General features: G+C 75.7%; 14 protein-coding genes. 4 read left to right on the forward strand and 10 right to left on the reverse strand.

The features are described 5' to 3' along the window. Positions 1-10: 10 nt before the first annotated feature. The 3 genes from mobA to ACSJJR_RS02035 are packed head-to-tail and all read right to left on the reverse strand — an operon-like array spanning position 11 to position 2581. Positions 11-661: a molybdenum cofactor guanylyltransferase gene (gene mobA / locus ACSJJR_RS02025; protein ID WP_435941857.1), complete on the reverse strand. Its 651-nt coding sequence runs from the start codon at positions 659-661 to the stop codon at positions 11-13. 3 nt (positions 662-664) lie between these two features. Continuing rightward, complete coding sequence (gene moaC, locus ACSJJR_RS02030; protein ID WP_435941858.1) at positions 665-1162, reverse strand: cyclic pyranopterin monophosphate synthase MoaC; 498 nt, start codon at positions 1160-1162, stop codon at positions 665-667. Between the two features lie 33 nt (positions 1163-1195). Continuing rightward, positions 1196-2581 carry a molybdopterin molybdotransferase MoeA gene (locus tag ACSJJR_RS02035; RefSeq protein WP_435941859.1) on the reverse strand — a complete coding sequence of 462 codons (1386 nt, stop codon included), beginning with the start codon at positions 2579-2581 and terminating at the stop codon, positions 1196-1198. A gap of 168 nt (positions 2582-2749) precedes the next feature. Here ACSJJR_RS02035 and ACSJJR_RS02040 point away from each other — a divergent pair, with 168 nt between their 5' ends. Continuing rightward, the gene (locus ACSJJR_RS02040; protein WP_435941860.1) at positions 2750-3184 is read left to right on the forward strand and encodes a molybdenum cofactor biosynthesis protein MoaE; all 435 of its coding nucleotides are present in this window, start codon (positions 2750-2752) and stop codon (positions 3182-3184) included. A 37-nt stretch (positions 3185-3221) separates the two neighbouring features. Here the strand turns inward: ACSJJR_RS02040 and ACSJJR_RS02045 are convergent, their stop codons facing one another. From ACSJJR_RS02045 to ACSJJR_RS02055, 3 genes are all read right to left on the reverse strand, one after another. After that, a complete protein-coding gene (locus tag ACSJJR_RS02045; protein ID WP_435941861.1) occupies positions 3222-3491 on the reverse strand; it encodes a MoaD/ThiS family protein in 270 nt (89 codons plus the stop codon). Positions 3492-3547: 56 nt separating this feature from the next. After that, positions 3548-4705 (reverse strand): GTP 3',8-cyclase MoaA, encoded by a 1158-nt coding sequence (moaA, locus tag ACSJJR_RS02050; RefSeq protein WP_435941862.1) that lies wholly within the window; start codon positions 4703-4705, stop codon positions 3548-3550. Positions 4706-4804: 99 nt separating this feature from the next. After that, positions 4805-5128 carry a DUF2249 domain-containing protein gene (locus ACSJJR_RS02055; RefSeq protein WP_435941863.1) on the reverse strand — a complete coding sequence of 108 codons (324 nt, stop codon included), beginning with the start codon at positions 5126-5128 and terminating at the stop codon, positions 4805-4807. A 97-nt stretch (positions 5129-5225) separates the two neighbouring features. Here ACSJJR_RS02055 and ACSJJR_RS02060 point away from each other — a divergent pair, with 97 nt between their 5' ends. From ACSJJR_RS02060 to ACSJJR_RS02070, 3 genes are read left to right on the forward strand one after another with little or no spacing between them, the layout of a single operon-like run. Beyond that, a complete protein-coding gene (locus ACSJJR_RS02060) occupies positions 5226-6494 on the forward strand; it encodes a hypothetical protein (protein WP_435941864.1) in 1269 nt (422 codons plus the stop codon). Next, a complete protein-coding gene (locus ACSJJR_RS02065; protein ID WP_435941865.1) occupies positions 6491-7960 on the forward strand; it encodes a hypothetical protein in 1470 nt (489 codons plus the stop codon). The genes ACSJJR_RS02060 and ACSJJR_RS02065 overlap by 4 nt, the downstream gene beginning before the upstream one ends. Then, a complete protein-coding gene (locus ACSJJR_RS02070; RefSeq protein ID WP_435941866.1) occupies positions 7953-9500 on the forward strand; it encodes a multicopper oxidase domain-containing protein in 1548 nt (515 codons plus the stop codon). The genes ACSJJR_RS02065 and ACSJJR_RS02070 overlap by 8 nt, the downstream gene beginning before the upstream one ends. 34 nt (positions 9501-9534) lie before the next feature. Here ACSJJR_RS02070 and ACSJJR_RS02075 read toward each other — a convergent pair whose 3' ends face one another. From ACSJJR_RS02075 to ACSJJR_RS02090, 4 genes are read right to left on the reverse strand one after another with little or no spacing between them, the layout of a single operon-like run. After that, entirely contained in the window at positions 9535-10251 is a 717-nt protein-coding gene (locus tag ACSJJR_RS02075) for a helix-turn-helix transcriptional regulator (RefSeq protein ID WP_435941867.1), read from the reverse strand. A gap of 10 nt (positions 10252-10261) precedes the next feature. Beyond that, positions 10262-10942 (reverse strand): GNAT family N-acetyltransferase, encoded by a 681-nt coding sequence (locus ACSJJR_RS02080; RefSeq protein ID WP_435941868.1) that lies wholly within the window; start codon positions 10940-10942, stop codon positions 10262-10264. Then, entirely contained in the window at positions 10942-12054 is a 1113-nt protein-coding gene (gene rsgA / locus ACSJJR_RS02085; protein WP_435941869.1) for a ribosome small subunit-dependent GTPase A, read from the reverse strand. The genes ACSJJR_RS02080 and rsgA overlap by 1 nt, the downstream gene beginning before the upstream one ends. Beyond that, on the reverse strand, positions 12054-13538 hold the full coding sequence (locus ACSJJR_RS02090; protein WP_435941870.1) for a 3-phosphoshikimate 1-carboxyvinyltransferase: 1485 nt from the start codon (positions 13536-13538) through the stop codon (positions 12054-12056). Before ACSJJR_RS02090 ends, rsgA begins: the two co-directional genes overlap by 1 nt. Between the last annotated feature and the right edge of the window lie 10 nt (positions 13539-13548).

Genomic DNA, 13548 nt, shown 5'->3' on the forward strand with positions numbered 1-13548 from the left:
TGGCGGGGCCTCAGCCGTCCCGCTCCCAGGCGGCGACCTCCTGCCACGTGTCCAGGTCGCACCCCGCGCTGCGCAGCGCCCCCAGGTCCACCTCCAGCGGTGCGAGCGCGCCCAGGGTGCGTCGGACCGCCACGTCGCGCAGCGGCACCCCCTCGGGTGTGACGGCCTCGCCCAGGGCGGCGCTGCGGTAGACACCGACGAGGTACTGGCGGTGCTCGCCGTCGACGCTCACCGCGCCCGCGGCCCGCGGCTCCCGGGCCAGGCGGGCGGCCAGCGGGGGCAGGGCGCGCCACGCCTCGGGCGCGTCGCAGGTGAGCACGGCCGTCACCGGGGCGGGGCCGGCCTGGCGCAGGGCCAGCAGCCCGGCCCCGACCCCCGCCACGGGGCCGCCCAGCGGCGGGTCCTCCAGGGCGCGCAGCACGCCGTCGGGCAGGGCCACCTTCTGGGGCGCGACGACGACGACGCGCCCCAGCCTGAGCACGGGGCGCAGGCCCTCCAGCCCCACCAGCACGTGGTCGATGAGGCGGGCGCCGCGGGCCACGACGTCGGGCTTGGAGACCCCGCCCAGGCGCCGGGCGGTCCCGCCCGCGAGCACGATGACGTCCAGGGCCGGTGGGCTCGTCCCGGCGTCCGGGCCGCCGGGCGCCCCCTGCGCGGGCACGTCTCAGGCCTCGTCGGCGGGGCGGACCCAGTCGCCTGAGCGCCCGCCCGACTTCGCCGTCACCTGCGCCTGGCGCAGGCACACCGAGCGGTCCACCCCCTTGACCATGTCGACGACCGCCAGGCCCGCGACCGTCGCGGCCGTCAGCGCCTCCATCTCGACCCCCGTCCGGTCGGCGGTGCGCACCGTCGTCTCGATGCGCACGCCCTCGTCCTCGACGGCGAGGTCGACGCTGCACCCGTGCACGCCGATGACGTGGGCCAGGGGCAGCAGCTCGGGCGCCTTCTTGGCCGCCGCGATGCCCGCCACGCGGGCCACCGCCAGCACGTCGCCCTTGGGGACGGTGCCGTCGCGCAGGGCGGCGACGACCCGGGGCGCGCAGGCCACGAAGCAGCTCGCGCTCGCGGTGCGCACTGTCGGCTGCTTGGCGGTGACGTCGACCATGTAGGCGGCGCCGGCCTCGTCCAGGTGGGTCAGGCGGATCTGCGAGGGGTCGGTCACGGGTCTCTCCGTTCGGGGTCGGGACGGTCGGGGTCAGGACAGGAGGCGGTGCGGGGGCAGGTGCAGGGCCGCGGCCGGGCGCGACAGCGCCAGGAGGCCGACCTCCTGGCCCGCCTCGACCGAGGGCGTGTGGGCCTCGACCACCGCCAGGGCCTGGGCGGCCTGGAGCGAGGCGACCAGGTGGGAGCCCGAGCCCAGCCGGTGCACGGGCTCCACCCACGGGACCGGGTGCTCGGGGCCGGGCCGCTGGGCGGTGGCGCCGACGGCGGCCGCCTGCGCGTCCCGCGGCTCCGTCACCAGGCGCACCGGCACGTACTGGCGCCTCGGCCCGGCCGGGCGCCAGCCCACGGCGGCGCGCGCCGGAGCCGGTTCCAGCGCGGCCGTGGCGGCCGCGGCCCCGTTGCCGGCGAGGACCGCCAGCGCGGGGGCCACGAAGACCGTGAAGGACACGAGCACGCTCACCGGGTTGCCCGGCAGCATGATGACGGGCACTCCCCGGCCGTCCTCGGTGCGCAGCGTGCCACGGCCCTGCGGCTTGCCCGGCTGCATCGCCACCTTCGTGAAGGACAGGCTGGCGTCGCGGCCGTGCTCGGCGGAGGCGGCGAGCATCGTCAGCGGGTCGAAGGCCCCGGCGGACACGCCCCCCGAGGTCAGCACGAGGTCGGCGCCCACCGCTGCCTCACGCAGCACCCGCGCGAGCTCCGCCGCGCTGTCCCCGGCGCGCAGCACCCTCACGCTCTGGGCGCCGTGCTCGGTGAGCAGGCCGGCGAGCAGCAGGCCGTTGGAGTCGGGGACGGCTCCGGGCGTGAGCGCCGTGCCCGGGTCCACGAGCTCCGCACCGGTGGACACGACGGCGACCCGCGGGCGCGGGTGGGCGAGCACCGCGGCGCGGCCCACGGAGGCGAGGGTGGACAGGGCCGCGGCCGACAGCACCGTTCCCGCCTGCATGACCGGGGAGCCGACGCTCACGTTCTCACCCGCGTAGCGCACGTTGAGCCCCACGCGCGCCTCGGCGCGGATCTCCACAGCCCGGGGCAGGGGCGCCTCACCCGGCCGCTGGTCCGTGTCCTCGACCTTGACGACGGCGTCGGCCCCCTCGGGCAGGACGGCGCCGGTCATGATGCGCATCGCGGTGCCGGGGGCCAGCGGGCCGGGGGCCGCGCCCGCGGGGGCGTCACCCGAGACGGGCAGGACGACGGGGGCCTCACCGGCGCCCGCGGTCTCGGCGGCGCGCACCGCGTAGCCGTCCATCGCCGAGTTCGTCCACGGCGGCACGGCCAGGGCGGCGGTGAGGTCCTGGGCGAGGACGAGGCCGTGGGCCCGCGCCAGCGGGACCGTGGTCGCCTCCAGCGGTGTGAGCGCGCCCAGCAGCTCGGCGAGGTAGTCTTCGGATGAGCGCAGGTGCTGCGGGTGAGGCATCTCTGGTCCTTTCGTCACAGGGTCGTGCGTCGTGTCACAGGACGTCGCGGTCTGGGCCGGTGGTGTGCGCCCGGGCCGGTGGACGGCGTCGGGCCCGCACGTGCCCGACGTGTACGGTCGGGACCGTCGTCCCACGCCCGGGGCCGCCCGGCCCGCACAAGGAGAATCATGACGCAGAGCCACGCCGTCGTCGTCCGCGCCGAGGTCACACAGGAGGACGTCAGCGCCTGTGACCTGGCGCGAGCCGTCGAGCACCGTGCCGCCGGCGCCGTCGTGACCTTCGACGGGATGGTGCGCGACCACGACGGTGGACGCAGCGTCACCGGGCTGACCTACCACGCTCACCCGACGGCGGGGGAGGTCGTCGCCCAGATCGCCGCGCAGATCGCCGCACGCCCGGGCCTGCGCGCCGTCGCCGTCGTCCACCGGGTGGGAGAGCTGTCCATCGGTCAGACGGCCCTGGCCGTGGCCGTGAGCGCCGACCACCGGGCGCCCGCCTTCGACGCGGTGCGCGACCTCGTTGAGGAGGTCAAGGAGCGCCTGCCGGTGTGGAAGCACCAGGCCTTCGACGACGGCAGCAAGGAGTGGTCCAACTGCGCCTGAGCGGGGCCGCGCGCTGCCACGCCGCGCACCCGGGGGCTCAGCCGCCCGCGAAGGGCGGCAGGACGTCGACCCGGTCGCCGTCCTCAAGGGGGGTGAGGGAGTCCGCCGGCGTCGACAGCGAGTTGACGAGGAAGGTGCACACGCCCACGACCTTCGCCATCGCCAGGTCGCGCCCGGCGAGCTGTTCGCGCAGCCGGGCGAGCGTCGTGCCCGCCTCGACCTCCAGGCGTTCCTGCGGGCGCCCGGCGGCCTCAGCCGCCGCGGCGAAGTAGTGCACCTCGATGGAGGTCGTCGGGGACGGGGTCATGGGGGCTCCTCTGCTTCGGCGGGCCCACGGTAGCAACGCCACGGGGCGGTGGGGGATCAGCCTCCGATGGCGGACATCGTGCGCGACGGGCGCTCGAAGCCGTCCGGCGTGTGCCAGGGCTCGTCCGTCCCGTGCGCCAGGGGCTTGCCCCAGGTCGTCTGGGCCCAGATCCGCATGATCTCCTCGTCCGAGGCCCCCTGGCGCATCGGGGCGCGCAGGTCCGTCTCCTGGGAGGAGAACAGGCAGGTCATGAGCCTGCCGTCCGCGGTCACACGCGTGCGGTCGCAGTCAGAGCAGAAGGGGGCGGTGACCGAGGAGATGATCCCCACACTGCCGCCCGGGTAGGCCCCGTAGGCGCCCTCGCCGGCGGCCACCCGCCACAGGGTGGCCGGGCGCCGGTCGGGTCGGCCGATCGCGGCGAGCTCGAATCCCGCCTGCTCCAGCACCCGCAGCACCTCGTCGCGTCCGACGACCTCCTGGGGCCGCCAGGTCTCCCGGGGGCCCAGCGGCATGTGCTCGATGAAGCGCAGCTGCCAGCCGCTGCGCAGGCACTGCGCCAGCAGCCGGGGCGCCCGCTCCTCCAGCGCCCCGGCGACGGCGACGGCGTTGACCTTGACGGGGCTGAGCCCCACCTCCTGGGCGGCGGCGATCCCGCGCAGGACGTCGTCGAGGCGGTCACGGCGTGTGACGGCGGCGTACTCGACCGGGTCGAGGGAGTCGAGGGAGATGTTGACCCGGCCCAGGCCCGCCTCACGCAGGCCCGCGGCCCGCTTGTCCAGGCCCAGGCCGTTGGTGGTCAGGCCCACGTCCACCGGCGCTCCCGAGCGGGTGCGCAGCCCGGCGACGGCGGCGACCACCTCCTCCAGGTCGCGGCGCAGGAGCGGCTCGCCGCCGGTGAGCCTGACCCTCTCGACCCCCAGGTGCTCGACGGCCAGGCGGGCCAGGCGGGCGAGCTCGGCGACCGTCAGCAGGTCCGGGGTCGGCAGCCACTGGAGCCCCTGGGCGGGCATGCAGTAGGTGCAGCGCAGGTTGCAGCGGTCCGTGACGGACAGGCGCAGGTCACGCACCGTGCGCCCGTGGCGGTCCACGAGCCGGGTGATCGGCCCGGTGGCGAGGGCCTCGGGCGCCTGCGGGGCGTCCTGCGGCCCGCGGCGCGCGCCACGCAGCGCGGGCGTGGGCAGGTCCACGACCGTGCGGCGGCTCAGGGTAGGCATGCGCTGAGGATAACCAGGGGCCTGCCGTGGCAGCCGTCGGCGTGACGCGGGCGACGGCGCGACAGCGTCACACCTGGTGCGCCGTCGCCCGCACGGCACTCAGGCGGTGCGCAGGATGTGGACACGGGCGAAGCCCTCGCCGACCTCAAGCACGCTGTACTCGAAGCTCAGGGGCAGCTGGTCGAGCTGGGCGAGCAGCGGTGTGGGCACGTGCGGGGCGAGCAGGTCGAAGCCCTCGCCGACGGCCATGCTGGAGGCGGCGCCGATGATCGCCGGGTGACGCAGGCGGTGGGGGATGGGGCGGGCGTCCAGCGTGAGGGGACCGTCTGCGTGGCCGCAGCCGCAGCCCGCGTGGGAGCGGGTTGGCTGGACGGGGACGAGCCTGGGCTCAGGGGGTCGAGTGGACTCGGTGGGCTCGCTCACGGTGGGCTCCTTCTGACGGGCTTGCGGTCGTCCTCCCGATCCCGGGGTGGACAGCAGCGCCTTGGCGCACGCCCCCTACTTTATTACGGTGTGAACTGTGAGAAACAAGGTGGCTCCGCGCCTCGCCGTCCTGGCCCTCGGAGCCGCCTGCCTCCTGGCTGGGCTCGACTCGGCCCTCCTGCGCCTGGGCGCCTGGGCCCCCGTCGCAGGAGACGGCGCCTCCCTCAGCGCCCGCCTGTCCGCTCTCCACGGTCCCCTCATGCTCGTCGGCTTCCTCGGCACCGTCATCGCCCTCGAGCGCTCCGTCGCCGCACGTCGGGCCTGGGCCCACCTCGCCCCCGCCGGCTCGGCCATCGGCTGCCTCGCCCTCCTGCTCGGCGCCCCCGCGCCCCTGGGGCGGGGCCTCGTCCTCACCGGGGCCCTCACCCTGCTCGCCGTCTACCGGCGCGTGCACCGCCGAGCCCCCTCCACCGCCGTCGACATCGAGTCCCTGGGTGCCGTCAGCCTTGCCCTGGGAGACCTCGTCTGGCTCCTGGCCCCCGACGATCTCACCGCCGCCGTCCCCCTCTGGCTGCTCTTCCCCACCCTCACCATCGTCGGGGAGCGCCTCGAGCTCGCCCGCGTCGCCTTCATCGACGAGGTCGTCGAGCGCACCGTACGGGGACTGGCCCTGGCCGCCGTCCTCGGGGTCTGCCTCCTGGGCGTGGTCGAGACCGCCCACGTGCTGGTTGGCGCTGCCCTGCTGGGGCTTGCCGTCGTCATGTCCTGGCACGACGTCGCCCGCCGCACCGTCAGGGCCCGCGGCACCGCGATGGCCGGGCCCCGCTTCATGGCCGCCTCCATGCTCGCCGGCTACGTCTGGCTCGCCGTCGCCGGCACCACCTGGACCCTGTTCTCCCTGCGCGGGGGCACCGGCCCCGCCTACGAGGCCGTCATCCACAGCCTCACCCTCGGCTTCGCCTTCTCCATGGTCCTGGCCCACGCGCCCACGATCATCCCGGCGCTCATCCACCGCCGCCTGCCCTACCACCGTGCCATGTGGCTGCCCTACGGGCTTCTGCACGGCGGCCTGGTCGTCCGGCTCGCCGGCCTGGCCGCGGACGCCGCCGTACCCTGGCAGGCGGGCGGTGTGCTCGGCGTCGTCGCGGTGCTCACCTTCCTGGCCATCGCCGTCACCCGCGTCCTCACCGGCGGGACCCTCGCCGCCGGACGGGGCGCCGTGCGGGCCACGGGGCGGGGCTCGCGTCCGGCCGCGGGCCGGGGCGAGAGCCGGGGAGAGGACCAGTCCGAGGGCCGGGACGCCGAGCTCCCGGCCGAGACGGCACAGGTCTCGCCGCCGACGGCGGGAGCGGAGACGACGTCGTGACCCCACCCATCCCTCTGGCCGCCCCCGGCGCCCCGCGCCCGCCCCTGCGCAGGCACCCGCGCCGCACCACCCAGGTGCGACGCAACCTCGTCGTCCTCGCCTGGCTCGTCGTGGCCGCCGTCCTCGCCCTCATCGTCCTGACCGGGGGCCGCGAGGACTGGAGCCCGTGGCTGCCCCTGCACGCCCTGCTCCTGGGCGGCATCGGCTCGGCCATCACCACCTGGTCCGCGCACTTCGCCGACACGCTGCTGCACCGCCCGGCCCTGGGCGGCGCCGCCCTGCTCGACGCCCGCCTGTACGCCCACAGCCTCGGCGCCGCCCTCGTCCTGATCGGCGCCACCACGGGCACCGGCCCGCTCACCGTCGTCGGTGTCGGCACGGTGATCCTCACCGCCCTCACCGGGGTCCTGGCGATCACCGTGCAGTACCGCAGGGCCATCGCCCCACGTATGGCAGCCCTCGCCCTGCACTATGCCGTCGCCCTTGTGCTGCTCGCCGTCGGCGTCAGCTTCGGCTACCTCATCATGTGGACGGGCGAGAACAGCCGTGCCGACCTGTCCGCCGCCTTCTACGTCGCCCACACGATGACGCTGCTCCTCGGCTTCGTCGGCATCACCGTGCTGGGCACCCTCACCGTCCTGTGGCCCACGATGCTGCGCACCAAGATGGAGCCCGAGGCGCCCCGGTGGGCCGCTGCGAGCCTGCCCGTCCTCGTCGCCGGAACCGCCCTCGTGGCCGCCTCGGGGACGTGGGCGCCCCTGGCGGCGCTCGGAGCCCTCGTCTACCTCGGCGGTGCCGCGGGTGTGCTCGTGCCCGCCTGGAAGACCGCCGGGCGTGTTCCTCCCACCTCCTTCGCCACGGCCTCCGCGGCGGCCGCCGTCCTCTGGTTCGTCGCCTGCGTCCTGTGGGTCGGGGCCGGCATCAGCGTCGCGGGCACCGGCCTGGCCGACCCCGGGGCAGCCCGTGGCGTTATCCACGCCGTGCGGGTGCCGCTCGCCGCAGGCTTCGCCCTGCAGATCCTGGCCGCCGCCCTGTCCTACCTCACGCCCGTCATGCTGGGCGGGGGACCGGCGGCCACCCGGGCAACCAACGCGATCATGGACCGCGCCGCCGGCTACCGGCTGGTGACGGCCAACACCTGCCTCCTGCTCGCCGTCCTCACGCCCCTGGCCTGGCCCGTGCGCGCCGTCACCGGCCTCGTCGCCGCGGTCGTGGCCGCCTACGTCCCGGTGGCCATGGCCCTGAGCTGGGTGGCGCTGCGCCGCCTGCCCCGCAGGAAGGGGCCCGACGCCGTCGCCCCCGGCGGCGCCGCCCCCGGGACAGGACCCACCACCTGGACCCCGGCCGGCAAGGCCGTGCCCGCCGCACCCACCCCGCCCGGACCCTCGTCGGCCGAGCAGACCGACCCGGCCCAGACCAGCCCCGCCCAGACCCCGCCAGACCAGAAGGACGCCCGAGATGAGTGACACCACCGAGCCCACCCGGCCCGGCGACAAGCCCGGGGCCGACGCTCCCGCGCACCCGACCCAGCCCGCCCCCGCGGGCGCCGGGCCGTCGGTGGCGCCACGGGCCGCCGTCACCGCGGGCACCGCCCCCGCGCCCGCCCGCCCGGTGCGCACGGCAGCGGGAACCGCCCCCGAGGGCCCGCGGTCCACCGACCGCCGCGGGGCCCTGCTCGGCCTCGTCACCACCGGCGCGGCCGTCGTCGTCGGCTCCGTCGCCGCCAACCGCACCGCCTCGGCCACGGCCCCCGCCGTCGGCGCCGTCGCGGCCACCGGCAACACCGTTGAGATCACCGTGACCGTCAACGGCATGCGCTTCGTGCCCGAGACCATCGACGTCGCCGCCGGGGACCACCTGATCATCACCCTCGACAACACCGCCGACCAGGTCCACGACCTCGTCCTAGAGACCGGCGCCACCACCGGGCGCGTCGCCGCAGGCGCCAGCGCCACCCTCGACGCGGGCGTCATCACCGGCCCCACCGAGGGCTGGTGCTCCATCGCCGGCCACCGCGCCCAGGGCATGGTCCTGCACATCACCACCGACGGCACCTCCGACCACGCCGGGCACGCCGGCCACTCCGGCCACCACCACGCCTCGGGCGCCGCGGCCGTCCTCGACTACCAGGCTCCTCTTCCCGAGGGCTTCGAGCCCTTCGATGCCGCCCTCGCCCCCGCGCCGGCCCGCACGACCCACCGCCACACCTTCACCGTCACCGAGATCGACGGCGCCTACGTGGGAGCCGGCGTCACCCAGACCCGCTGGACCTTCAACGGCACCTACCCGGGCCCCGTCCTGCGCGGCAGGGTCGGCGACGTCTTCGAGATCACCCTCGTCAACGAGGGCACGATGAGCCACTCCATCGACTTCCACGCCGGGATCGTCCCACCCGACGACGTCATGCGCTCCATCAACCCCGGTGAGAGCCTCGTTTACACCTTCACCGCCGCCCACGCCGGCATCTGGCTCTACCACTGCTCCACCGCCCCCATGAGCGTGCACCTGGCCTCCGGGATGCACGGCGCCGTTGTCATCGACCCCGACGGGCTGGCCCCGGTGGACCGCGAGTACGTCCTCATCCAGTCCGAGATCTACCTCGGGCCCGAGGGCGGGGACACGGACGCCGGCAAGGTCGCGGCCAAGACACCGGACCTCATGTGCTTCAACGGCGTCGCCTTCCAGTACGCCCTGGCGCCCCTCGAGGCCCGGGCGGGCGAGCGGGTGCGCCTGTGGGTGCTCGACGCCGGGCCCTCACTGGCCTCCTCCTTCCACGTCGTCGGGCTGCAGTTCGACACGGTCTTCCTCGAGGGCGCCTACACGCTTGGCGGGCCCGAGGGCCTGGGACGGGCCTGGGGCGGCGGGTCCCAGGCGCTGGGCCTGCAGCCGGCGCAAGGCGGGTTCGTCGAGGCGGTCGTGCCCGCGGCCGGCCGCTACCCGATGGTCACCCATGCCTTTGCTGACATGGAGAAGGGGGCCATGGCGGTCCTCAAGGCCACCGACTGAGCCGGGCAGGGCCCGGCCCACCAGCAGCGGTGCGTCAGTCCACCAGACGCAGGTGGCAGCCGTCGGGTCGCAGGGGCTCGACGACGACCCGTGCCCGCTCCCGCCCGCCCGGGTTAGTCGCGGCGTCGTTGCGGCGCAGCTCCTCGTTGAGGAAGGCCTCGTGCATGACGCACACGAGGGTGTGAGGCGCCCTTGAGCGCGTCACCAGGGGGCAGGCGCGCAGCAGGACGCACCCGCCGCCGTGGTGCTCGGGCGCGAAGCCCATCCTCGTCAGGTGCGGCTCGAGGGCTGCCACGCGCTCCTCGTCGCTCATGGGCGTGCTGTCCTCGCGCCCCTGGACCGGCGGCGCGTCGGTGACCACCGCCCAGCGGCGGCCGATCTCCTGGGCGCAGCGCAGCCCGGACTCATCGGTCCCGATGGTCTCGCACACGACGTCGAGGAGCGTGAGGTAGGAGTCCAGGACATCCTCGGGGTCCGGCGCCGTCGAGGAGTACAGGATCGAGGGGCGCCCGCGCCGGCCCGTCGCGCGGCTCTGCGAGGCGACGAACCCCGCCGAGATGAGGGCGTCCAGGTGCTCGCGCACCGTGTTGTGGTGCAGGCCCAGGGCCGTGGCGACCTCCAGGGCCGTGACCGCCTCGGTGCAGGACTCCACGTGCTCAAGCACCCTGCGGCGCGTGGGCGGCAGCGCCGAGCGGGTTGACAGGTCCGCCCACGAGGGGCGTGGCGCACGATGGGACGAGGACGGGGACACGCACCTCACCCTAGACCCGGCCGGATGGGCGTGCCGGACGCGTCATCGCCCAGTAGGCCGGCAGCGGCTCCTGGTCCAGTACCGCCGTCTGGTGGAAGCCCAGGCGCTCGTACAGGCGGCGTGAGCCCGGCGAGGTGGACTCCAGGTGCGCGGTGGCGCCCTGGGCGTCCACCCGCCGCAGACCGTGGCGCAGCAGGGCTGTGCCCGTGCCGGTGCCGCGCGCGTGCGCCGCGACGGCCACCATGTACAGGTACCAGTGCGGCTGGGCCGGGCGGGCGGCCTCGCACTGGGCGCCGTCGAGCAGGACGAGGTCCCAGGCGCCTCCCAGCACCTCCAGGTCAAGGCCCGCAGGGACCTCGTTGCCCGGCCCCAGCGGTCCCGCCGGGTCGCCGTCCTCCTCGGCCGGCACGGGGGCGTCCCACAGGGTGGCCCCCAGCAGCCGCTCCTGGCCGTGGGCACCGGTGCCCACGGCCAGGTCGACGACGGCGTCCGCCCGCCGGGAGGGATCAGCACACAGGTAGTGGTCGGCGAGCTCGACCCGGTGCAGGTGCTCCAGGGCGCGGCGCGCGTGCGGGGCCGCCGCTGCGATGGCACCCATGAGGGGGTCGGTGAGGAACACGTCGGTGAGCAGGGCGGTGACGGCCTCGAGGTCCGCGGGGGTCCCGGGACGGATGTCGACGGACGTGCGCATCAGTGCTCGCGCTCCTTGCGGTGTGAGACAGGAACCGGGTCCTCGGCCTCCAGCGAGGGCGCCAGCAGCCGGCGGAAGGAGTCAACGCGGGCCTGGCGCCGGGCGCCAACGCCGTCGTCCTGTCCTGCGGCGCCCCACCAGGCGTCCAGGGCGCAGTCGATGACGCCGGCCTCGTGCGTGCAGCCGCGCGGGCAGTCCTCGGCCACCTCAGACAGGTCCGGGAAGCCACGCAGGACGTCCGCGCTGGAGACGTGGGAGACCCCGAAGGAGCGCACCCCCGGGGTGTCGATGACCCAGCCGCCGTCGGGCAGCTCGAGCGCCTGCAGGTTCGTCGAGGTGTGGCGGCCGCGTCCCGTGACCTCGTTGACGTGCCCGGTGACACGGTCCGCCCCCGGCACGAGGGCGTTGATGAGGGTTGACTTGCCGACTCCGGAGTGCCCGACGAAGACGCTCGTGCGCCCGCCGATGACCTCGCGCACCGCCTCCACGCCGTAGCCGCCCGCCCGCGAGGCCTCGGCACGGCTCGACTCGTCCAGGCGCGTGGCCACCGACCGGATGCCGAGCGGCTCGTAGAGGGCCAGCAGGGGGGCGGCGTCGGCCAGGTCCGACTTGGTGAGCACGAGCAGCGGCTCCATGCCCGCGTCGTAGGCGGCCACGAGGTAGCGGTCGATCATACGCGGGCGTGGCGAGGGGCTGGCGACAGAGGTGACGATGACGAGCAGCTCGGCGTTGGCGACCACCGGCTTCTCGGTGCCGGCTGCGTCACCGTCCTCGGCGCTGCGGCGCAGCAGCGTGCGGCGCTGCTCGATGCGCACCATCCGGGCGAGCGTGTCCTTGCGGCCGCTGACGTCCCCGACGACGGCCACTCGGTCACCGACGACGACCTTGCCGCGCCCGAGCTCGCGGGCCTTCATGGCTGTGATGTCGCCCGATCCGTCCTTGGTGAGGGAGGTCTCCTCCAGGCGGATGCGGTAGTGCCCGCGGTCGATGCGGGTGACAGTGCCGTGGTGGGCGTTGGTGTGTGCGGGACGCTGCTTGGTGCGCGGTCGCGAGCCCCTACCGGGCCGCACCCGCACGCGCGGGTCGTCGGTGCCCGTGTCGCGGCGGGCCATCAGCGCCTCCTCCTGTGCCCTGCGGGGCGGTGCCCGTCCGGGCCCTGGGCGAGCACCGCCTCCCACAGGGCGGGGAAGCCCGGCAGGGTCTTGGAGGTGCAGGCGACGTCGTCAAGGGTGGTGCCCGGCACGGCCAGGCCGACCAGTGCGGCGAAGGTCGCCATCCGGTGGTCGGCATAGGCGCGCATTGGGGCCGGAGTCAGGCGGGCGCCGTCGGGCAAGGCGTCGATCTCGATGCCGTCGGAGCGCTCGCGGGCGCTGGCGCCCAGGCGCCGGGCCTCGGCCACGAGGGCGGCCAGGCGATCGGTCTCGTGGCCGCGCAGGTGCGCGATGCCGCTGAGGCGTGAGGGGTGCCCCTGGGCCGAGGCGAGGACGGCCAGCGCGGTGACGGTGGGGGCGAGCTCCCCGACGGCGGACAGGTCCGCGGTGATGCCGTCGATCCGGCCGGTGCCGCGGCAGGTGAGGCGGAGGGTGCCGACGCCGTCGGGCTCGGTGGTGACCGTGCCGCCCAGGCGGGGCAGGAGCGCGCGCCAGGCGTTGCCGGCCTGGGTGGTGGAGGCCGGCCAGTGCTCGACGCTGACGGTGCCGCCCGCAACGAGGGCGGCGGCGAGGAAGGGACCGGCGTTGGACAGGTCCGACTCGATGCCCACCTGTCCGCCACCCGGGCGGCCCGGGTGCACCCGCCAGGTGCGACGGCCCTCAGGGAGGAGGGCGCTGGGCTCGTCTACGGCGACGCCCCGCTCGCGCAGGGCGGCGACGGTCATGGCGACGTGTGGCAGGGAGGGGACCGCGCCCGTCGGCGTGACGGCGAGGCCGCCGGGCAGCAGGGAGCCGGTGAGCAGCAGGGCGGAGAGGAACTGGGAGGAGGCCGAGGCGTCAAGGCTGACCCTGGTGGGGGACAGGGCGCCGGCGGGAGCGTTGACGTCGCCGCGGGCAGGGCCGGCGGCGGTGGGAGGGGCGAGACGTATGGGCAGGAACCCGGGCTCGCCCAGCCAGGTGACGCCGACGCCGAGGTCGGCCAGCGCCTCCATCAGGGGGGCAAGCGGACGCAGGCGGGCGCCGTCGTCGCCGTCGAGGATGACGGGGGCGTCGGCCAGCAGCACGAGCGGCGGGATGAATCGCATGACCGTGCCCGCCAGGCCGCAGTCGATGCGGCCCACGCCGTCGGGGCCGGTGGCCACGTGCAGGGGCAGCGGGGCGGGGGTGACGTGCAGGCGGGCGCCGTCGTCGCCGTCGAGATCGGTGAAGCGGGCACCGAAGGCGGTCAGGGCGGCGCGCATGAGCTCGGTGTCGCGCGAGTGGAGCACGCCGGCCAGGGTGGTGGGGGTGTCGGCGAGGGCGGCGAGCAGCAGGGCGCGGGCGGTGAGGGACTTCGAGCCGGGGAGTGTGACCACGGCGTTGAGGGGGCCGGTGGCCGCGGGGGCGGCCCAGGGGTGGTCGGGGGTGGGGGCGCTGAGCCCGTCCTGGCTGGTCACGGGCGACATTGTGTCAGGC

This window comes from Actinomyces sp. W5033, assembly GCF_051303165.1.